Origin of the sequence: Paenibacillus medicaginis, assembly GCF_042138635.1 — a bacterium.
In the GTDB taxonomy this organism is placed as follows: domain Bacteria; phylum Bacillota; class Bacilli; order Paenibacillales; family Paenibacillaceae; genus Paenibacillus; species Paenibacillus medicaginis.
In genome coordinates this window covers 60,674-81,248 of the sequence record NZ_JBHIRY010000006.1, presented here as the reverse complement: position 1 = coordinate 81,248, position 20,575 = coordinate 60,674, and the positions used below count along the sequence as shown (strand labels likewise).

Genomic DNA, 20,575 nt, shown 5'->3' with positions numbered 1-20,575 from the left:
TATAACACAAAGGGAATATTCCTGTAAAGGAATATTTAATTGAATAAATTGCAATTGGCTTGGGGAATTTAAACAGGTCACACAGCAAATTCATCCAAAAAAGGAGGGAATATTGTGCCGCTGAAGGTTCTCTGGATCATGTCCGGTTGTATCATTAGTTTTCTGCTGCTCCCTGGCTTTTCCTTACCCGTTAAACATGACAGGCCCTATTACGAGACCAGGGGAGATATCGTGTGGGAAGTACCTATGAACGAGAAAATGATCGCCTTGACGTTTGATGACGGACCGGACCCCGACATTACCCCTCAAATTTTGGATTTGCTGAAACAATACGATGCGAAAGCCACCTTTTTTGTCATCGGCTATCGCCTCACAAAATACCCGGAAATCATCAAACGTGAAATTGCGGAAGGACATGAAGTCGCCAATCATACAGACCACCACGTCTATTTCAAAACAACGATGCGGCCGGAAACGATTGAACATGAAATGCGAAGCCTTCAAACTAAGATTAAAGACCTGACCGCGACGAGTTCTCCATGGTTCCGTCCTCCGGGCGGCTACTATAATGATTCGGTAATTGAGATTGCTAAAAAACTTGGATATACGGTGGTGCTGTGGTCGTGGCATCAGGACACCAGGGACTGGAGCAAACCGGGAGTTGGCAGAATTGTCAACAAGGTGCTTAACAATGCGCGCAATGGCGACATTGTGCTTCTGCATGACCATGCAGGAGGCTCCATGCAAACGGCGCAAGCTTTGAAAATCATATTGCCTGAGCTCAAAAAAAGAGGCTACCGCCTCGTAACCGTCTCGGAATTAATAAACCATCGAAAGCTGGAAGAAAATTTGCCTTTAATCAACCTTGTGCCATAAAGACGACGCATACTTTTCTCAGGGGACTGTGCCCGATGCAACGACTTTTTTCGCATCAGTCCGAATGTTTTATTGGAATCCAGCCGGTCAGCAGCGCTCCACCCTCCGAATGGTTGCCTGCGGCAAGCTCTCCTCCATGCTGCCTGATAATTTTTTGTGAAATCGTCAGTCCCAAGCCACTGCCGCCTGTTGAACGATTCCTGGACACTTCCCCCCGATATAAAGGCTCGAACACCCGCTGCAGTTCTTCTGCCGTGAAACCCGGCCCTGTATCACGTATCTCAAACTTTACCCGCTCATGATCCCCATAACACTGAACATCAATTTCACCACTGGAAGGAGTATGCCTTACGGCATTATCCAGCAGGTTGCTGATAGCGCGCTCCAATAAGTGCATGTCCCCGCTAATGAAGCAGCCGTCCACGGCATGGTTTGTGATCGAAATACGCTTTTCCCGGGCCAGCGGGCTTAAACTGTCAATGGACTTCTGAATGATGATGTTGAAATCAACTGTTTTTTGGTTAAGCCCAGTCTCCAGATACTCCATCTTTGTAAATGTGAAAAGGTCCTCCACCAGCCGGTCCAATTGCGCCGATTTTTCCTTGCATACCGCCACATACTTCGCTATTTTCTCCGGGGATTGAGCAATACCTTGCTCCAGGCCGTCCAAATAACCGCGCAAGGCGAACAGTGGAGTCCGCAAATCATGCGTGACTGCACCGATCACGAAACGGCGTTCTTCCTCCATTTCCGCCTGCTTCCGAAAAGCCTTTTGCAGCCCCTTCACCATCACTGCAAACCCATCGCGTACGGCAGAGATTTCGGTGATCTTGGACCGGGGCAGCTCTGCATCCCAATGTCCAGCAGCAATTTGCCTGGCCGCAAAGCTCATCCGTTCGAGCGGCTTCAGCAGGAACCTGCGCATTTCCATAGCGACGACAAAGAAAGCCAATGAAAATCCGGCCAGCATGGAAATCGTCTGGACTGTTTTTGGCGGCTGCGGCAGGTAAATGACGACTCTTCCCCGCAGCTGACCATCCTCGATGATGGAGAACTGCTCAACTGACGACAAGGTGCCACGGCGCTCCGGATTAGACTGGTAGAGCGCCTGATCTGAAGCAGAGAAAATAGTAATGTCCATGTTCCCTTGCTGCAGCTCTTTGTCCAATTGATTTTGCCAATTCGGATCCTTCCACTTGTCCGCGCCCGTTTCGATCAGGTGTGTGATCTCCGTCAAGTGTGTTTGCAGAAGCTCATCCTGCGGACGAGCTTCTGTGATTCTTAGCGTTTTGGTCTCCATGAAATGGGCTGTAAGATAAAAGATCCACGGCACCAGCAGTATGAAGGAAAGGCACAGAAAAGTAAATGTGCGAATGCGAAGTGTCTTCATGTTATCCTCCCTCGAAGCGATAGCCTACTCCCCATACGTTGACCAGGTATTGCGGGTGGTTCGGGTCTGATTCGATTTTTTCGCGCAGACGGGCGAGATGCACCCGGATCGTATGCCTGTCGCCCACCCCGTCCCAAAATTTATCAAGCAGTTGTTCATATGTAAAAACATGTCTGGGATGCTCGGCAAATAATTGCAGCAGCTCATATTCCTTCGGCGTGAGCACGACATTTTTCCCATCCACGATCACTTCTCTTGTGGACAGATTCAGCTTGATGCGGCCCAAATCCAGACTCTTTACATTCATTTGCTGCTGAGAAGCGGAACGCCGCAATACAGCCTTTACTCTTGCTACAATCTCGCCGGGGGAAGCCGTTTTGACAATATAATCATCACCGCCGAGCGTCAGCCCGCGAATCTTGTCCACATCATCACTGCGTGCGCTCAGGAAAAGGATAGGGACACTGCTCTCCGCCCGAATCCGTCTGCATAGCTCAAACCCGTTTTGTCCCGGCATCATGATGTCAAGAATAATGCATTGTATGGAATGCCGCTCAAACGCGTCCCACGCCTGAGCGGCATCACAAGCGGTGATCACGTAAAAATGTTCAAACTCTAAAAAATCTCTCAATAGCTCGGATATGCTTTGGTCATCGTCTACAACCAGTATTGTCGTTGCTTCGCTCATGAATATCCCACCTTCGGATTCCAGTTTAACATTTTTGCGCTGGAAGCTAACGCAACTACCTGATTTGTGATGAAATGTTGATTGTTTTGTGACTTTTTTACAGGTCGTTTGAGATATCTGTTTGTTACCATTCTCTTTGCGAACACGGGCGGCCAATACCGCGGGTAATGACTTGTCCTGCGCAGAAACGGATGAAGGAGGATTTATGGAGTTTCCTGACCGGAATTATATATTAATAATCAATATGGAGCGCGGGGGTTTAAGATCTCATGAAGAAACAAAGAACATTATTCAGACTTTTGACCGTGATCAGCATTCTGTTTATCGTATACGCCTTGGTGAAAAATTATATGATCGATCCCGGAGCTGCGGGATTTTTAAGCCGCAAAACCGGACTCAGGCGCGAGCTTAATCTCCCCCTCTGGCTGAACGTGATGTATATTCATGTTGCATTTGCATGCATCGCCATGGCGTCAGGTCTGCTTAATTTTTCTAATCGGATCTTTGAAAAAAGCCGCCGCTTCCACCGCATCAACGGCTACGTTTATATCGTGTCCGTACTTGTTGTCGTGCTAACCTCCGGATACATGGCGCCTTACGCTACCGGGGGAAGAATAAGCAGTATCGGTTTCAATTTGATCAATATGATATGGCCGGTTATAACCATTATGGCGCTTGTACAGATCAAGAAGAAACAGATGATCCGCCACCGGAACTGGATGATCCGCAGTTACGCCTTTTGCTTTACGAATATGTTCATTCATCTGATCACCACCCTTTTTCATCAGGGATTCGGCCTTGTTTACGCTACCAGCTATATCATTGGCGTTTATGGCTCCATTGTGCTGCTACTGGTCATTCCCGAAATCATTATTAGAGCAATCGGTCAACCTGGAGGCCGCGTCTGAAAAAATAATAGCTGCGGGCATTCTTGAATCCCCGGTCGAACCGAGGATGTTCCTACACAGCAACAGGGCCCGGACGACGGTTCGTCAGGGCCACTTCCTTTCGCTTCCTGGTCTTTCACGTTAGACGAATTCACAATCAGCAGGACAACCCAGTTCCTCGAAAACTTGACGCGCGGCAGCATCGACCGGCAGAAAAACCTCAATTTGCGGATATACACGGCTGCCTGCGGAAATGGAAACCTGTTTGTAGCGAATAGGAATAAGTTCGCCGGAGCTTTCCATTCTGGCCAATATGGTTTGCGTGTGATCAACCTCTTCCCCTGCATCGGGCATAGTTAAATATTCATCCACGTTATATTTTTGAATGTTGTAAAGCAATTTCTGATACCAAGCATCGTAGCGGGACAACATATGCTCCCTCTTGAACGCGTTTACCCCGTTTGTAGCGTGCGCCTCCCAATGTTCGAAAGACGCTTTGTCGAAAGTGGAGCGCGGCCGGATTGGCAAATCAGGATTAAAATGAAAATCAACCCTGTTCATTAAGCCATCGTACGAACGATCGAGAGGGATATCGAACAAGCGGCGAAAGGGCTCGTTAACTCCTTTGATGTCCTGCGTATGCGTTACGATCATGGAAGGAAAAGGAATGGTCCTCATCGTTTGCTGCGCCCACTCCAATACACGCTCCAGCGCCCGTCCCTCCAATGCGGTCTGGATTGGAAGGTAACCGGCTGCCAAAAGCAAATCGTTACGTTCGTCGGAAGTGCACTCAAGATACTCGGCGATGCTCATCATCGTCTGACGCTCCGGTAGGCGGCGGGAACGTCCGACCAGCAGATTTTTATACGAAGGGAAAGCCTCGTCATTCAGCTCCTGTTGCGTGAACCGCTTCAAGGATGGATGAGGCCGATTCGATAGCTCCCCCTGCCGTTTCATCCGCAGCGCTTCAATCTCCCCCAATACGAGTTTAAGTCTTGAGTTCTCTGTTTGTATTTCCATCTTCCTCTCCCCTTCTTTTAAGATTTCAGAAAGTATAGACTTCTTGGTATAAGCTTCCTGAAATCGCAAGAAAACCTACTGCTAAACGCGGTCTGGCTTCTTTGAATTACGTCGATAGACGTTTTTCTTACGAAGTGTAGTTCTGCACTTGAGCCGATCATTGAATTAAATTATACTCCTCCATGAAATCGAAAGTCATCTCATGACACACAACCAATTCATGGAGGAGATAACATATGATTCGTGCCATTGTAGTTGATCCGCTTGCCCCGTCATATTTGACGTTCAAGGAAGTTGAAGCTCCACTGGCCCAGCCTTGGGAAGCGCTCGTACAGGTCAAAGCCGTCTCTCTCAATCGCGGTGAAGTGGGGGACGCCACGGATCAGGAACCTTCCTACCGCCCTGGCTGGGATTTCGCCGGGGTTGTCATTGAGCCGGCCAAGAGCGGCACAGGTCCGCAAAAAGGAGCCCGGGTTGTCGGCTTACTCCCGATGGGTGCCTGGAGCGAGCAAGTGACTGCCCCCGTATCGATGCTGGCCGAAATTCCGGACGAGGTCACTTTTGCGGAGGCGGCAACCCTGTCCGTATCCGGCCTGACGGCGCTTAATGCGCTGCGCAAAGGCGGCATGCTGCTCGGCAAGCGCATTTTCATTACAGGCTCTACCGGCGGTGTCGGGCTGTTCGCCCATCAGCTTGCGGCCCAGTCCGGCGCGTTCGTCGTAGGTACGGCAAGCACGGAGGAGAAGGCCCAGCTTGTCCGGGAGGCCGGGGCCGACGAGGTGATTGTTGGATATTCCGAAATTTCATCAGCTGGCAAATTCGGTCCCTATGATCTGATCATCGATTCGGTAGGCGGCGATACACTGGCGGCATTGCTGCCGCAACTTGCACCGCAGGGCATTTGTGTCGCGGTGGGATTTTCCTCCTCCAATACCGCTACGATCGATATGATGAATTTGGTGACCAGCGGCGGAAAAACCTTGTACAGCTTCTTTCTCGGAGAAGAGCTCACTCGCCAATCTGCCGCGGCGGATCTAGGTTTGCTGGCCCGTTTAGTCGCAGACAGCCGCCTAACGCCACGGATCGAAGTGGAGGCGCCGTGGACCGAAATTGACACCGTCGCCCACAAACTAATGGAACGGAAATTCTCCGGTAAAGCCGTGCTTCACATCAGTTGATTGTAAAGATTTGCAATGATAATACCCGTCCCCTCTTCTACAAAAAAACGGACCCGAAAAGAAACAGCGGCGCTCTCTGACTCATTTCGAGCAGAGAGCGCCGCTGATTTTCAAAGAATTCGGTCATTTCACTTTTATATTCGATACAGTCATTTGGGTAATAGTTATGCATCCCGCTTCAATATCCGCTATGACCTTCGCGGCACGAACGGGGTCTCCGGGCATCTTCCCGTCGATTTCTTTGCGGAAACGATGTATCTTGCCCACAGTTTCCTCATAATCCTCACCCACTTCCCTTATTTGCATGGACGAGCCGCCCCAACCCGACCGCCTATAGAGGAAATTTGAATGATGTGGCCGGAACGCTGCTTCCGAGTCACCATTCTCGCTTCCAGGCCTCCATATTCAGTTCATTGTTTATCATCGCGGCAGCAAGGGAGCCCGTAGAGGCGGCAGCAATAGCCTGATTGAAGCGCGATGCCGCATCTCCTGCGCTATAGACACCCGGAACGGTCGTTTTGCAGAATTCATCGACAACCACGATCCCCGCTTCCGTCATGTCACATCCGATGGCTCGCGGCAAATCAGAGCCTGGGACCAGGTCAGGTTTAAAAAAGATCCCTCTGCATGGAATATTCGTCCCGTCTTCGAGAACAACCTGCTGCACGATCCCGTCCTCTGAATCGATATGCCGGATCGGCGAGTCGAACATAGGAACTTGGTGGCGCTGAAGCTCCTCACGCTGAGCATCTGTCAGCTCATCCGGGCCGTTCGTGCAGAAGATGAAATTGTTCGTCCATCCGGAAATTAACGGGGCAAAATGCATAATGTCTGCCCCTTTATTAATGATGACAAGCGGCTGATCCCTTAACTCCCAGCCGTCGCAATACGGGCAAACGAAGGCACTCTGCCCATACACTTCCTTAAGTCCCGGAATATCCAGCGGACGATCCTTCATTCCGACGGCAAACAGCAGCTTTTTGCTTGCAAAGGTTGTCCCTTGTGCAGTCGTAATTTGAAATTGACCGTCCTCTCCTGCAATCGACACGGCCGTATCCTCAACCAAAGATACAGAAGGATAAGCGCTAATCTGTTCCTTTGCAATTCGCCGAAACTCACCCGGACTAATTCCATCACGTGTGAGGAACCCGTGAGCTTCGCGGGTCACAGCGTTGCGCGGACGGCCTTCATCAATGACCGCCACATTCTTTCTAGCCCGTCCCAGCACGAGAGCGGCGTTCAACCCTGCGGGGCCACCGCCAATAATCGCTACATCGAGAAGTTGTTTTTCCATTTGTTTTCCCATCCCTTAAACCACCTTAATAGATATTTTATATCCATGATTAGAATAAAAAAATAGCTGTTTTATAACTAATATGGACTATTAATATCCATAATAAATAAATCCGCTGCAATTTGCAACGCCTGTTTTCTTTCCCGCCCGCCAAAAGCGTGTCCGATTTTGTTTTCGAAGACACCGACTGCTAAAATGGATGATATATATTCCTAATGGAAATGAGGCTTTTGTGATGTCGTCCAGTGTCATAGATATACTCCAGCTTGAATATCAACGATTTTCAGCCAAGGAAAAAGAGATTGCTGACTATGTGATGCGAAATCGGCAATCTATTAATAATATCAATATTAAGGATTTGGCCTCATATACAAATGCGTCAACGTCAACCATTACCCGTTTTTGCAAGAAAGTGGGCTGCGATACGTTTGTCGATTTCAAAATCCGGCTAAACCGTGAGGCCCAAAAACCCCGCAATGATACGGACTTTTTTATCAAAACGCAACATCTGTACAATGATATCATAAATGCCACAGCTGAAATGCTGGATACGGAAAGGATTAAAGAAGTCGTTGAGCTGATTAAGGCCTCCCGCAGAACCTATGTTTACGGACTGGGCAGCTCCGGCCTCTCCGCATTGGAGTTTAAATATAGACTCACCCGTATGAATCTTGTGGTTGACGCTGTGACGGATTCACATATGATGACGATGAGCGCCTCCCTGCTCGGGAAAGAAGATCTTGTGATTGGGTTGTCCAATTCGGGACGTACGACAGAGGTGAGTCAGGCGCTAAATCAGGCTAAAAAAAGAGGCGCCAAAATCATCGGAATCACTAACTTTGACCATACCCCCCTATCCGAAGTTTCGGATATTTGTCTGTTCACTCCGGAAATCGGAAGATCAGGCGATGTGAATTTTATCAACAGCCAGCTTGCCATCATTTATATTTTGGACGTCATGTCTCTGCTCTTGCTTGAAGACGAGAATTTATTGAAGGCTCGGCAGCGAACTTTGGAGGCGCTGTATTCAGCGGAATAGAGTGGGTGGTTTCTGCGAACAACGCTCCAAGAACAAAGCATTCCTACAATCGCTGTTGACCCTCCGGGCCAAAGGCGACCGCTCCGCTTTTCCGGAATTGCTTCGTTCTCTCCGCTGCTTCGAGTATCCCCCCACTTCTAAATAAAAAGAAGAGCGAGTATTGGTGTGAAGTTCGACACCAATACTCGCTCGTTTAAGCTCAAAAAACTTATTTTGTGGAAGATTCCGAATTCTTTAATTTTGCAATCTCCGCTACAAAGCGCTCCGTAATCTGCTGCGGACGGGTGATGGCTCCGCCAACGACAACACAATATACACCTGCTTTCAGGCAGCTTGCCGCCATTTCCGGTGTCATGATATTCCCTTCCGCCACAACGGGAGTTTTCACAGAGGACACAATATCTTTTAAAATGGCATAATTATCATCATACAGTTTACTTCCGGCTGTCTCCTCTGTATAACCGACCAAAGTGGAAGATATCAGATCAAAGCCGAGGTGTTCCGCATATACCGCCTCTTCCGTAGTTGAGATGTCTGCCATCAACAGAAGCTGCGGATACTTGCTGCGAATCTCGCTAACAAGCTCCTTCAAGGTCTTGCCGTCAGGTCTGGGACGCAGCGTTGCGTCCAAGGCCACGATCTCCGCTCCAACCTCAGCTAACTCGTCGATTTCACGCATCGTCGGTGTGATGAATACCGGGTTGGTTCCGTAGTTTCTTTTTACAATCCCGATGACGGGCAGATCAACCTGCTCTTTAATTTCTTTGATATCAACCGCCGTGTTGGCCCGGATACCAATGGCCCCGCCTTCTTTGGCTGCCACCGCCATTCTGCCCATAATAAACGAACTGTGAAGGGGCTCATGTTCCAATGCTTGACATGATACAACGAGGCCACCTTTTAATCCCAATCGATTCAAATCATTCATTGCCATTACTCCGTTTCCAAATATTCTTCGATTTCATTCTTGATTACCGTAACCTGAGGCCCGTAGATGACCTGCACTCCATTGCCGACAAATACGACACCTTTGGCTCCTGTAGCTTCAAAGGCTTCCTTTTGCACCTTATCCTTGTCGATGACGGAAACCCGCAGCCGCGTAGCGCAGCAATCGAGGTCCGTAATATTGTCCGCGCCGCCAAGCGCGTTTAATATGGCGACGGATCTGGACTCTCCAGATGTTGTTGATGTACCGCTGTTGCCTGGAGCTGCTGTCCCCGGATCGGATGTAGCTTCATCTTCACGGCCCAACGTTTTCAGCTTCAGTTTAACGATCAAAATGCGGAACGTGAAATAATACAGGAAGAACCATATGACACCGATCACCGGCACCAGCAGCCAGTTGGTTTTCTCATTGCCCTGGAGAATGCCAAACAGGATAAAGTCAATTAACCCACCGGAGAACGTCTGCCCGATTGTAATTTCGAAAATGTGTGCCAGCATAAATGCAAATCCGTCAAATGCGGCATGAATCACATACAGGATCGGAGCTACGAACAAGAAAGAAAATTCCAAAGGCTCAGTAATCCCTGTCAAAAATGAAGTGAGTGCCGCAGACAACATGAGACCGCCAACGACTTTTTTACGTTCAGGTTTGGCTGTATGATAAATAGCCAGCGCTGCGCCCAGCAGACCAAACATCATGGTGATGAAACGGCCTGACATGAATCTGGATGTGCCGATGAAGTATTTCCCGGTAGCGGGATCTCCCAATTGCGCAAAAAAGATGTTTTGCGTTCCTTCGTATACTTTGCCAGCGACTTCCATCGTGCCTCCCAGGCCGGTCTGCCAGAAAGGAAGGTAGAAAATGTGATGCAGCCCCAGCGGACCAAGCATGCGCAAGAAAAATCCGTAAAACAGCGTACCGACATAACCTGTTTTGTCAACCAGACTGCCGAGGCTAGCGATTCCGAGCTGGATGGTCGGCCAGATTAAAAATAAAGCAATGCCGATAAATATGGCCGCAAATGACGAAATGATCGGAATAAACCGCGAACCGCCGAAAAAGCCAAGAAACTGCGGAAGCTCTATTTTATTGTATCGGTTATGCAGCCACGCCGTAACTAATCCGACAACAATTCCTCCCAGCACCCCTGTCTGTAAGGTTTGAATCCCGAGTACCATGCCCTGTCCCGCACCTGCCAGGTTGTCCACGGCCAGCTTCCCGGTATTGACCAACATCGCGTTGATCGAGGCATTCATGACCAGGTAGGACAGGCCTGCTGCCAAACCCGCTGTTCCTTTATCCGCTCTTGCCATGCCCACGGCAACCCCGATGGCGAAGATCAAGGCGAGATTATCGAACACAATGCTGCCTGCGCTGCTCATCACGGTAAAAATCTGCTGCAGCCAGGTGATTTGCAGAAGCGGATACGAGTTGATCGTATTTGGATTCGATAATGCGCCACCGATGCCTAATAAAAGACCTGCAGCAGGCAGTACCGCAATCGGAAGCATGAAGGACTTGCCGAATTTCTGCGCCTTCTCAAAGTATCGTTTCATGAGGGACCACCTTTCTAAATTTATTTTCATTTAAATAATAAATATGAAAATTATTTTCGTCAAGAGAAATATAAATCGCTTTCATGGTATGTAAGATATCGTATCCCATCACCTTAAAGAACTGGACACAGATGGTTTGCCGATAAGCTGGAAGCTTCCCGCTAAAAGACCAAAAAGCGACTCGATATCACCTAGTGATAAAGAATCGCTTCTTTTTATCCTGATCATACAATTTCCCGATCGCCCGGTGCGGCGGATAATGCATCCCATACGTACATCAGTTGAGTAATGGCAGCGTCCATGGCCTCGTATGGAACACCGTCGCGGGCTTGCAGCGATGTTCCCCGGAGAAATGTTTCATATAACGTAACCAGCATGGAGATATCCATTGATTTGGGCAGTTCCCCATTGGCTACGGCGCGTTCTATACATTCATTCATCCAACTGTGGACTCTCTCCCGTTCCTGGGCGAGCATTTCCCGGATGTGCTGTTGCTCGGGAGAGCAGTTCACGGCAGACAATACCAACAGACAGCCCGTGGGATGGGAGTTCTCTGTCTGCATTCGTACCGATCGCCGCAATCCCTGCTCCATGGCTGCTTTCGCTGTCAGGCTTGTATCCCTGAAGCTTTCCGAAACTTCTCCATAAGTAGATATATATCGATCCACCGCTTCGCGGAACAGCGCTTCCTTCGATTCGAATGCCGCATAAAAGCTCGCAGCCGATATATTCCCCATTGCAGCGCGCAGTTGGGCCAGTGATGTGGATTCAAAGCCGTTTTCCCAAAATAGAATCATCGCGGCAGCGACCGCCTCGTCACGGTTGAATGAACGTGGACGTCCCGTTCGTGGCATAAGATAACCTCCTTCATCAATTTTATACTAATCGATCCAGAACTTATTGACAAGAGAGCCTGGCTGAACTTAATATATGGAAAGACTGATCCATAATTCATTTCAGTTTAAAGACGAAAACTTACGCAATCCGCTGCTTAATTCTTCTGAAAGGGACGTGTTGATAGATGATCAATTTCAGAGAAAAATCCTACCGCTGCACCTCGGAAATTGTATTGGGCCTGGTGAGCGGGAAATGGAAAATATCTATTTTAAATCATTTGGCCCAAGGCCCGATACGGTTTAATGAATTACGGCGGCTGCTTCCTGAAGCGACCCAACGCATGCTTACAATGCAACTGAAAATGCTTGAAAGCGACGGATTGATTATCCGCAAGGTTTATCCGGTTTCACCGCCAAAAGTGGAATATCGCTTGTCCGAATTGGGTGAGGAACTGGCCCCCATGCTCTTGATGTTATGCGAATTTGGCACCACATATATCGAGAGCTTTCCCGATGAAGTATCGTACTCCGATCATAAGCATGCATAAGGAAAAACAGTTCGGCAAATCCAATCAAAGACTATGTTCACGTCCTGCCCGTTTGAATATTTAAGTCAAGAGGCACCCTCCCGGGCACCTCTTGACTTTTTAATGGGAATCGCTATTCTGGCGTAGTCGTTTCTTTCGCTAATGGTTAATCACACCCTGTCTTCCGTGATTACAAGGTTTTAGCTTCGTATTGGCCTTGAAGCCCATCCTCCTCTTGATTTGCCTTACGGGCTCCCCGCTCCAAACCATAATTAATAAAAGCCAGCACAGCAGCCACAATGGCCACGATGCCCCCGAACCAGGAAACATCAATGAGTTTCATGTTTGTTGTAACAAAGCCTCCCAAAGCCGATCCGATCGCGATGCCAACATTGACAGCTACAGAAGTTAAGGACGAAGCCAAATCTCTGGCCTCCGGCACATGTTGGTCGGCCCAATCAATGAAGTACAGCTGCATCGTAGAGTTCATGAGATAAACGATGAGAGCTATGAACGAAATGCTGACTAATCCCCCGATAAGCGAGCCTGACGAAACATACAGCGACGCGAGGATGACGGCCTGAGCCAGGAATACATATCGAATTTTCCCCATCCCGTTGCGGGTGGCCAGCTTGCCTCCGATTAATGTGCTGAAGATCGATACGACGCCGTACAGTAAAAAGACGAGGCTAATGTAATAAAAATAAATTCAAAGTCAGAAGCTTTTGTTGTTTAGTCAAAATAAATCTCCTTCCCGGCTCACAGCACTAAAAATTGCGTTCCGAACCCCTTGCCGGAAACAAACGCCGCCTCCAGTTCTTCCTTATCCCCTTTATCCAATAACACCACATTTTCAGGATACAGCTTGCCCAGCAAAGCCCATACGATAAGCTCATTTCCGCCAGTCGGAATGAAATGAATACCGTCCGTATTCGTCACCAGCCCGGCATGTGAAAGAATATCTATTGCCTGATGCGAGCTGATGGATGTCCGCTTCACAACTCCGGTATCGGCATTGTCGATCCCTTGCGGGCGATATAAAAAGCGATGCCCCCTGAAGAGCTGACCGAGATCTACACTAAATTCGCGGCCTTCCAGTTCCAGACTGAAACGAAGCGTCGTTCGGTCGGAGCCTGCATTTGGTAGCAGCCGGGCGATGGATGGCTGATCGTAATGCTCTCCAGTAACAGGAAGCGTATCTTTTTTCACCGGTGTACCTGTTCCTGCTTCGCTGCGCGGAGCGGCATAATAATCGTCATATTCATAATCGAATGAGACCGCAGTCACATCTTGTGTTCCTGCTGCCTGTATCGTTTGTACCGGATGCCATTTCAGTAGATAGCGCGCCGCTGTCCCGGCCGTCTCTCCCAAACCAGCAGGCAATACGGTTCCCAGGCGATATTGAAAGCCGTAACCGGCTGTGGTCAAACCTGAGCTGACCACACTTTGCGCATACTGGACAATCGATTTGTGCGTCAGCTTTTTCCCTAACAATTGAGTTAAAAAGCGCTCACGTACCGGCTCCAGAAAACGCAGCCCTTTGAACTCCGTATGCTCCTTGACTTCAAACGGCACCTGCTCCCAATTGGCAAATGGAAGCAAGGCATCCCGCAGCAGAACAAATTGGTGCAGATATTCATTATAGAGCTGCATGACCCTTGGTCCGCCCGTTGGCCCGAAAGCTTGTGCAATAGCTTCCGGAATCAGAGCATGACCATAACAGTGGCTTCGAAATTCCAGCGCTCCGAGCGTCTCCGGCCCATATTGGGCGAGTGCTCTCTTCTGTGCATTAATTTCCCGCGCCCAGCTTACCAGTTGTTCCCCTATGCGTACCGCCTGGGCTGTAAGCTCGGCGCCAGCCTTATCTTCAAATGCCAAAGGCCCAAGCGGCAGTGAAGACACACGTCCGGAAATCGCCAAATTGGCCTGAAGACTATCCAGCAGCACTGTCGGATCGCCTTTAACCGGTTCGCCAAGCTGAACCAGCATCGACTCGAGCAGCTTATCCAGTTCCATTACGACCTCTTTTGCCCGATATACACCGGCAGGCAAATTCCAATCCAGGGCCGTATTCACGCCTTGTCTGATGGAGTCACCGGGATATTTGCCGATTAGCGGCTCAATATCCACTGCAGTTCCCCATACGATTCGTTTATCTTTCAAAGTAAGTTGATATTCTTGCATCATTTCGCACCCCATCTATGAGTAATTTAACGACCGCTCCACTTGTGGATCGTTCGTTCTGTATGTAGATTACCAAGTTCCAATAACGCTGAATAGTACGCACTTTTTTGTATGGTCCGATCATTTTTGTATGGTAGGATACATTGTGATACTGGTTATTTTGCGAATTCTGAGCATGCAAAAAAAGCTCCTAAACCGCCGCGAGCACGAATTCAGGAGCTTTTCATTGCTAGATTGTTGTATATATATGTTGCGAATTAAAAATTAGTTGCAATAATCTTCGAAGCAAGTTCGCTTGTCATAAAATCCATCGCGGAAACACCGAAGCGGCCGCTCGTGTTCGTGGTAAAGAATTGATTGACCTTTGGATTGATCTCGTCCGAAATCGCTCGAATGTTCAGAATGCCGAACAAGCCCGGGCTGTACCCGCTTGTGAAGTTAATGTATAACGTCGATGGATTGGACGAATTCGTTTCGTTGTACATGTTCTGAATATTCGTCCACTTCTTGTTCCGGTCCGATACTTTGTAATAATCTTGGATGTTCAAGCTGGCTGCATTATGGATTGTGAAGGAGGTGTTGTCTTTCCAAGCCGTTGCATCAATGCCTTTCGGAAGCTGGTCGGCCGCGAATCTTCGAAGAAGCACGATCTTGCCCCTGGCCTCGCCGAGAGTAGGGATGTGATCCGTCATCAACCATTTGTTCGGATTTTTATTAATGTAGCTATTAAAGGTCTCTTCATAGGAACGTGTATTTTCGGCAGCGGTATGTTCCTCTTTCACGCTCATGATCACGGTTTCCGTCGGGTTGTTATTCAGGAACGAAATCACGGCATTCAAGACGCCGTCAAAGTTTTGATTCTGATACACCGCGCCGTGGTGAATCGTGAAGGCGTCCTTAAAGTGTCTCGTACGAATATCCAGATAGCGGACCCCACTGGACAACTGCTCGGCAATTGTGAGATCCTGCGTCTTGGCCGTACCGTAAATAGACTCGTACATCGCACCGGAATCATGTGTCCCCGGGATCGAGAGAGCGGATAGCGCGGTCTGATCACTAATCTCCCCCATCCAGTTGGAATTGCTGTAAGCCATGGATGTGTTCGCCAAAGACGTGACACACACAACAACGATAGCAACAAACAGAAGAGCTTTCTTAAACATTTTTGTACCACCTTGCCTCTCAATGGATTTATTATTGCTGACCTTCCAGCCAACTCTCCGTCTCTTCCTGCGCTCGCTTCATTCCTGAGGCAGGCGACAATTCACCTAACAAAATGCGTTCTACGTTCTCCGACAAAATATAACGCGGTTGTCCGGAACGATAAGGATAGCGGGGCGCCCACAGTTGGCTCATTTGTTTGAGAATAATGTCCATCTGCGGCTCTGCCTTCACACTTTCCCAATCTGCCGCTGCCTTAAGGACAGGCATACTCTGGGAGCGTTGTTCTTCCCACATGTATTTCTGAAAAACTTCGCTTCCGCTGAACTTCAGCCATTCCCAGGCAAGATCCTTGTTCTGGCTTGTTGCACCGATGGCAAACGGGCTTCCCGCAAACATGCCGCCCATTCCTTTCTCGGAATTCTGGAAGAGAAGCGTCGCCTGGTAACGGTCTTGCGTGCCGAATGTTTTGATGCTGTCGATGAAGCCGGGGGCTACGCGCAAGTTGATGGCGACATTGTTGTTACCCTTCAAGAAGTTCTCGCTCCCTTGGTCCACAAGCACACCCTCCGAGCATACTGGCTCGCTTCCTTCAGCCGTTCCGCCGCCTCGATCATCGTCGGCGAATCGAATTCCACCTTCATGCCTTTCCACAAGAACCTGGTTCCCCACTGACCGCCAAGCGATTCGTTGACGTTCATGACAGTATCTGCGGCATCCTTTCCATTAAAGGTCAATCCATAGTTTTGTGCGCCGGTTTTCGGGTTTTTTCCCGTCATCTTCGCCGCTTTTTCCAGCACCTCATCGATCGTTGGCGATTCGGACAAATATTCGACACCCCAATCGTCGAAAAGCTGCTTGTCATACACAATATGTCGGGAGCAAGAATACATACCATACAGCATGCGATTCCCGTCTCGAGGCGCCCTTCCAGCTTCCGAACGCCTTAGCTTTTGTTTGTCTTGCATTCACCTGCAACATGATTGTCGGACAACACTTCGGCTGTCCTCCTCCCTTCGATCATGAAATCAGACCATATGGTATCGATACCATATTTGTCAAAGAAAATAGCATCATCTTGACGACCAACGCTTCGTTAGTTCCATGCAGGCGGATACGTCCATAACGGACACCGCGTCTACCCCCATGTCAACATACCTGCGGAGCAACGCCCCGTTCGCCGGCAGCGTATAAATCCAGACGAGCAAGCCGCGCTGTGCCGCATGCTTGATCAATGCTTCGCGGCACGATTCGTAATGGGCGTTCACCCCGCAAAAGCCTGCTTGTTTCACCTGTTCGCAATACCGCCGGATATCCGCATCGTAGTCGTCATCAGGTGTGTCTAGCGGGATGTGCGGCAAATTCCATACGACATGCTTTGCCCGGATGCCATGTGCAAGATGGTCGGTAACACCCGTAAAGTACACTTGACTCCAGGCGTCCAGTTGGTCCACGACCTTCACTGCGGCTTCATAAGCCTCGAGAGTCTTCAAATCCAGGTTGAATTGAATACGCTTATTGAGGAACTGTCTCAATACGGTTTCCAGCTTCTCGACCGGATCGTGTTCGGCACTCGTCCATTCCGTATATGTGTAGAGCCCGACGTCAGGTTCATCATCATGATAAAGCACCGCTACGCCATCCTTCGTCGCGCGAACGTCCACTTCCAGCATGTCGGCGCCTGCATCGAAGCCGGCTTGACAAGATTCTGCCGTGTTGTAAGGGGTTCCTTCGCAGCCGGTATGCGCGATGATCTGATAACGTTTCATTGTGCCAACTCTCCTTCTCCAGTCAATTTTGTTCCAGTTCCAGTAATATCCTCCGCGATCAACAGTTCGTCCATCGTACGTTCCACCCTCTATAACATTGATATGGTATCGTTACCAGAAATGATTCTGTATATATTCTAGTTGGCTTATGTAAAATCTATTGCTATTTTTTGTTTGACTTTATGTAAATTGCACAAAGCAAAAAAAATCACCCCTTCGGGTGACATAGATTGTTCTCTGCGAGAACTACATTAACGCTCGACTGCTTTCACGTACGACGAGTCGATGCTGCAATATAATATCCGAGTCGAACGTGAGCTCCGGGTTTACGATCAATTGGTGCATATAGTCGACCGACTTCCTTCCAAGTTCCTCCACCGGTTGCTCCATTGAGGTAATCGCAGGGCGAACCAACTCCGTTATCCGACTCCCGTCGAAACCGACGATGGAGATATCTTTCGGCACCTGCAGTCCGTAATCCAGTGCACAATTGAGCGCCCCAACGGCCATATCGTCACTGGCTGCAAAGACGACCGTCGGCAACTCATCTTGTCGAATGATTTCCTCCATCAGCCTGCGCCCAGAAGGCAGCTTGTAATCGCCAAATTTGACGAATCGTTCGTCCTGCTCCAGCCCATGCTTCTTCATCGCATCAAGAAATCCGCGATACCGATTCAATCCGGAAGTAATGTCATGCAAATCACCGCCGAGATAAGCAACGTTCACATGCCCTGTCTGAATAAGATGCTCCGTCGTGTCGAATGCGGCTTGATAATCGTCGATCATCACTGACAAGTGTGCGGATGACGGGGCTTTCACACTGGAAAACAAAATCGGCATCGCGGCGCCTGCAAAAAAATCAAGAATGCGGTCATCAAACTTCTGATGCATGACAATGATGCCATCGACCCTCATGTTTTGAAAAATCCGCAAGTACTTCAGTTCCTTCTCCAGGCTCTCCGCGATGTTGCCGACAAGCAGATTATATCCTTTCGCACTTGCGGTTGCCTCGATGTTGCTTAAGATCGTTGAAGAAAATTGATTCGTCAAATCAGGAACAATGATGCCAATGATACTCGTCTTCTGCGACTTCAAGCTGCGCGCGATGTGACTCGGCGAATAATTGAGCTCTTCAATGACCCGATTGACCTTCTCGAGCAGCGCCTTGCTCACATACTTCTCACCGTTCAACACCCTGGACACACTGGTAACAGACACACCGGCTCTTCGCGCGACGTCTTTAATGCTTGCTCCCACCTTGTTGCCACCCCTTAACCGATTACGTTCCTATAATTTACGATATGATACGTCCGCCCATTCGTCAACTTTCATGCTGGGCGAGAACGACCGGCGAAATTCAAGAGCGCCGAAAAAGGTTTTGCGTAACGTTACGCCCTCCTAATTTCCGCCCATAACATCAGGTTTGCCCCCTCTGAACACCTCAACCATTACCAAAGCTCCCATTCTGAATCCCTGGACAAAAGCTTCACTTGCAAGCATCGAATTAGATTCATCGTTCAAATCCAATATTTGCTCAAGGGCTGCGAAATCGCTCTCCGAAAATCTCTGTTTGAGTTCCTCCATGAATTCAGTAATTCTTCTATTGAGCGGACGATATTCGGGATCCGTGGGAAGCATCCCCTCTGCAGGGTCCAGATTGCCTCTGTAAAGTTCCTCCAAAATACTTTTCATTCCATACTTCCCCTTTAAGAAAATTATGTAAACCATATCGTTGAGAATATAAAAGAACAGCTCGTACTTTCTGTACAAATAAATTTTATGCGAAAACTGCATAAAATTCAATATGCAGTTTTCGCATAACTTAAAATTAGCTTGGGTGATGAACGATGTACAAGAGAATACGTAATTTACGTGAAGACAAGGATTTGACTCAACAACAATTGGCTAATTATCTAAAAATCTCTCAGGCAACGTATTCACGATACGAAAACGGAAATCTGGATGTGCCAAGCTCTATATTGATTAAACTATCCGAATTTTACGACGTAAGTATTGACTACATTCTTGGTCAGACGAATATCTCCATTCGTCCAAATGGGAAATAGCCTGTGATATAGTAAACTAACCGTATCTATAGAATCACATAGAAATATATATAATTACACAGCAATCCGTTGAATTGTATAATTTCATTGTGGTAACATAAGAATAGAAAAAGGACCGGTTGCACCCGGTCCCTTGTACAACCACCGCTAAAAGAGCGGGCAGCCATGGAAAGAACTCAAAAGAAATGAGCCGTTATCCTATCCACAGGGCGGCTCATTTCCGTTTACCGAAAGACAGCACGGCAATTACAAACATGCCGAATGCAAGCATCAAGTATAATGCTTCAAATACTGTCATAGCCTCACCTCCCTTCCGGGAGATTTGGCTGCCGCCCTGTTAGCTGATATGGTGTACAAGCCAGATTATACCACAAATAAGCCCCGGGCAGTCAGTCCCGGGGCTATTTATTTATGTAGTTATACACTAACCATATCCAGAGAATTATTTAGAATCACGCAGCAATCCATTGAATTGTATAATTTCATTGTGGTAACATAAGAATAGAAAAAGGGACCGGCTGCAACCGATCCCCTTGTACAACCACCGCTAAAAGAGCGGTCAGCCATGGAAAGAACTCAAAAGAAATGAGCCGTTTACCTTGCCAGGGCGGCTCATTTCCGTTTATCGAAAGACAGCACGGCAATTACAAACATGCCGAATGCAAGCATCAAGTATAATGCTTCAAACACTGTCATAGCCTCACCTCCCTTCCGGGAGATTTGGCTGCCGCCCTGTTAGCTGATATGGTGTACAAGCCAGATTATACCACAAATAAGCCCCGAGCTGTGAGTCCGAGGCTATTTATTTATGTAGTTATAAACTAACTAATTATATCCATAGAAATATATATAATTACACAGCAATCCGTTGAATTGTATAATTTCATTGTGGTAACATAAGAATAGAAAAAGGGACCGGCGGCAACCGGTCCCCTGTACAACCACCGCTAAAAGAGCGGGCAGCCAGTAATAACACACTCACATGGAAATGAGCCGTCATCCTAACCACAGGGCGGCTCATTTCCGCTTATTGAAAGACAGCATGGCAATTACAAACATGCCGAATGCAAGCATCAAGTATAATGCTTCAAATACTGTCATAGCCTCACCTCCCTTCCGGGAGATTTGGCTGCCGCCCTGTTAGCTGATATGGTGTAC

Annotated in this window: 25 protein-coding genes; 6 read left to right on the top strand and 19 right to left on the bottom strand. The window is 48.4% G+C overall.

Going from position 1 to position 20,575, the window contains the following annotated elements; all coding sequences use genetic code 11:
• The first annotated feature begins 138 nt into the window (after positions 1-138).
• A complete protein-coding gene (locus ACE5LO_RS08545; RefSeq protein ID WP_375519742.1) occupies positions 139-876 on the top strand; it encodes a polysaccharide deacetylase family protein in 738 nt (245 codons plus the stop codon).
• A 55-nt stretch (positions 877-931) separates the two neighbouring features.
• Here ACE5LO_RS08545 and ACE5LO_RS08540 read toward each other — a convergent pair whose 3' ends face one another.
• Positions 932-2,266: a sensor histidine kinase gene (locus tag ACE5LO_RS08540; protein WP_375519604.1), complete on the bottom strand. Its 1,335-nt coding sequence runs from the start codon at positions 2,264-2,266 to the stop codon at positions 932-934.
• Between the two features lies 1 nt (position 2,267).
• Positions 2,268-2,954: a response regulator transcription factor gene (locus ACE5LO_RS08535; protein ID WP_375519603.1), complete on the bottom strand. Its 687-nt coding sequence runs from the start codon at positions 2,952-2,954 to the stop codon at positions 2,268-2,270.
• A gap of 269 nt (positions 2,955-3,223) precedes the next feature.
• On the opposite strand from ACE5LO_RS08535, the gene ACE5LO_RS08530 reads away from it, so the two are divergent.
• Positions 3,224-3,862 (top strand): DUF2306 domain-containing protein, encoded by a 639-nt coding sequence (locus tag ACE5LO_RS08530; protein WP_375519602.1) that lies wholly within the window; start codon positions 3,224-3,226, stop codon positions 3,860-3,862.
• A gap of 120 nt (positions 3,863-3,982) precedes the next feature.
• On the opposite strand, the gene ACE5LO_RS08525 is transcribed toward ACE5LO_RS08530, so the two are convergent.
• Positions 3,983-4,861: a hypothetical protein gene (locus tag ACE5LO_RS08525; RefSeq protein ID WP_375519601.1), complete on the bottom strand. Its 879-nt coding sequence runs from the start codon at positions 4,859-4,861 to the stop codon at positions 3,983-3,985.
• Positions 4,862-5,097: 236 nt separating this feature from the next.
• Between ACE5LO_RS08525 and ACE5LO_RS08520 the strand changes: the two genes are divergently transcribed.
• Positions 5,098-6,039, top strand: a complete 942-nt coding sequence (locus ACE5LO_RS08520; protein WP_375519600.1) for a zinc-binding dehydrogenase — start codon at positions 5,098-5,100, stop codon at positions 6,037-6,039.
• Between the two features lie 123 nt (positions 6,040-6,162).
• Here ACE5LO_RS08520 and ACE5LO_RS08515 read toward each other — a convergent pair whose 3' ends face one another.
• A complete protein-coding gene (locus tag ACE5LO_RS08515) occupies positions 6,163-6,345 on the bottom strand; it encodes a hypothetical protein (RefSeq protein ID WP_375519599.1) in 183 nt (60 codons plus the stop codon).
• A gap of 70 nt (positions 6,346-6,415) precedes the next feature.
• Entirely contained in the window at positions 6,416-7,333 is a 918-nt protein-coding gene (locus ACE5LO_RS08510) for an NAD(P)/FAD-dependent oxidoreductase (protein WP_375519598.1), read from the bottom strand.
• A gap of 235 nt (positions 7,334-7,568) precedes the next feature.
• On the opposite strand from ACE5LO_RS08510, the gene ACE5LO_RS08505 reads away from it, so the two are divergent.
• Positions 7,569-8,372, top strand: coding sequence for a MurR/RpiR family transcriptional regulator (locus tag ACE5LO_RS08505; protein ID WP_375519597.1), 804 nt, complete (start codon positions 7,569-7,571; stop codon positions 8,370-8,372).
• Positions 8,373-8,580: 208 nt separating this feature from the next.
• Here the strand turns inward: ACE5LO_RS08505 and ACE5LO_RS08500 are convergent, their stop codons facing one another.
• The 3 genes from ACE5LO_RS08500 to ACE5LO_RS08490 all read right to left on the bottom strand — a co-directional run bounded on the left by ACE5LO_RS08500 (position 8,581) and on the right by ACE5LO_RS08490 (position 11,728).
• On the bottom strand, positions 8,581-9,300 hold the full coding sequence (locus tag ACE5LO_RS08500; protein WP_375519596.1) for an N-acetylmannosamine-6-phosphate 2-epimerase: 720 nt from the start codon (positions 9,298-9,300) through the stop codon (positions 8,581-8,583).
• A 5-nt stretch (positions 9,301-9,305) separates the two neighbouring features.
• The gene (locus ACE5LO_RS08495; RefSeq protein WP_375519595.1) at positions 9,306-10,874 is read right to left on the bottom strand and encodes a PTS transporter subunit EIIC; all 1,569 of its coding nucleotides are present in this window, start codon (positions 10,872-10,874) and stop codon (positions 9,306-9,308) included.
• Positions 10,875-11,098: 224 nt separating this feature from the next.
• Positions 11,099-11,728, bottom strand: coding sequence for a TetR/AcrR family transcriptional regulator (locus ACE5LO_RS08490; protein ID WP_375519594.1), 630 nt, complete (start codon positions 11,726-11,728; stop codon positions 11,099-11,101).
• Between the two features lie 167 nt (positions 11,729-11,895).
• Here ACE5LO_RS08490 and ACE5LO_RS08485 point away from each other — a divergent pair, with 167 nt between their 5' ends.
• The gene (locus ACE5LO_RS08485) at positions 11,896-12,258 is read left to right on the top strand and encodes a winged helix-turn-helix transcriptional regulator (protein ID WP_375519593.1); all 363 of its coding nucleotides are present in this window, start codon (positions 11,896-11,898) and stop codon (positions 12,256-12,258) included.
• A 169-nt stretch (positions 12,259-12,427) separates the two neighbouring features.
• Here ACE5LO_RS08485 and ACE5LO_RS08480 read toward each other — a convergent pair whose 3' ends face one another.
• The 8 genes from ACE5LO_RS08480 to ACE5LO_RS08445 form a co-directional block, all read right to left on the bottom strand.
• Positions 12,428-12,931, bottom strand: a complete 504-nt coding sequence (locus ACE5LO_RS08480; RefSeq protein WP_375519741.1) for an MFS transporter — start codon at positions 12,929-12,931, stop codon at positions 12,428-12,430.
• Positions 12,932-12,996: 65 nt separating this feature from the next.
• Positions 12,997-14,424 carry a hypothetical protein gene (locus ACE5LO_RS08475; RefSeq protein WP_375519592.1) on the bottom strand — a complete coding sequence of 476 codons (1,428 nt, stop codon included), beginning with the start codon at positions 14,422-14,424 and terminating at the stop codon, positions 12,997-12,999.
• A 254-nt stretch (positions 14,425-14,678) separates the two neighbouring features.
• Positions 14,679-15,584 carry a phosphatidylinositol-specific phospholipase C gene (locus tag ACE5LO_RS08470; protein WP_375519591.1) on the bottom strand — a complete coding sequence of 302 codons (906 nt, stop codon included), beginning with the start codon at positions 15,582-15,584 and terminating at the stop codon, positions 14,679-14,681.
• Between the two features lie 31 nt (positions 15,585-15,615).
• Positions 15,616-16,116, bottom strand: coding sequence for a type 2 periplasmic-binding domain-containing protein (locus tag ACE5LO_RS08465; RefSeq protein WP_375519590.1), 501 nt, complete (start codon positions 16,114-16,116; stop codon positions 15,616-15,618).
• Positions 16,113-16,487, bottom strand: a complete 375-nt coding sequence (locus ACE5LO_RS08460) for an extracellular solute-binding protein (RefSeq protein ID WP_375519589.1) — start codon at positions 16,485-16,487, stop codon at positions 16,113-16,115. Before ACE5LO_RS08460 ends, ACE5LO_RS08465 begins: the two co-directional genes overlap by 4 nt.
• Before the next feature lie 168 nt (positions 16,488-16,655).
• Entirely contained in the window at positions 16,656-17,351 is a 696-nt protein-coding gene (locus ACE5LO_RS08455) for a glycerophosphodiester phosphodiesterase (RefSeq protein WP_375519588.1), read from the bottom strand.
• A 246-nt stretch (positions 17,352-17,597) separates the two neighbouring features.
• On the bottom strand, positions 17,598-18,608 hold the full coding sequence (locus ACE5LO_RS08450; protein WP_375519587.1) for a LacI family DNA-binding transcriptional regulator: 1,011 nt from the start codon (positions 18,606-18,608) through the stop codon (positions 17,598-17,600).
• A 141-nt stretch (positions 18,609-18,749) separates the two neighbouring features.
• Positions 18,750-19,043, bottom strand: a complete 294-nt coding sequence (locus ACE5LO_RS08445; protein ID WP_375519586.1) for a DUF6809 family protein — start codon at positions 19,041-19,043, stop codon at positions 18,750-18,752.
• Between the two features lie 155 nt (positions 19,044-19,198).
• On the opposite strand from ACE5LO_RS08445, the gene ACE5LO_RS08440 reads away from it, so the two are divergent.
• On the top strand, positions 19,199-19,417 hold the full coding sequence (locus tag ACE5LO_RS08440) for a helix-turn-helix domain-containing protein (RefSeq protein WP_375519585.1): 219 nt from the start codon (positions 19,199-19,201) through the stop codon (positions 19,415-19,417).
• A gap of 214 nt (positions 19,418-19,631) precedes the next feature.
• On the opposite strand, the gene ACE5LO_RS08435 is transcribed toward ACE5LO_RS08440, so the two are convergent.
• The 3 genes from ACE5LO_RS08435 to ACE5LO_RS08425 all read right to left on the bottom strand — a co-directional run bounded on the left by ACE5LO_RS08435 (position 19,632) and on the right by ACE5LO_RS08425 (position 20,518).
• Positions 19,632-19,715, bottom strand: a complete 84-nt coding sequence (locus tag ACE5LO_RS08435) for a putative holin-like toxin (RefSeq protein ID WP_375519740.1) — start codon at positions 19,713-19,715, stop codon at positions 19,632-19,634.
• A gap of 314 nt (positions 19,716-20,029) precedes the next feature.
• Entirely contained in the window at positions 20,030-20,113 is an 84-nt protein-coding gene (locus ACE5LO_RS08430; RefSeq protein ID WP_375519739.1) for a putative holin-like toxin, read from the bottom strand.
• Between the two features lie 321 nt (positions 20,114-20,434).
• The gene (locus tag ACE5LO_RS08425; protein WP_355318476.1) at positions 20,435-20,518 is read right to left on the bottom strand and encodes a putative holin-like toxin; all 84 of its coding nucleotides are present in this window, start codon (positions 20,516-20,518) and stop codon (positions 20,435-20,437) included.
• Positions 20,519-20,575: the final 57 nt, after the last annotated feature.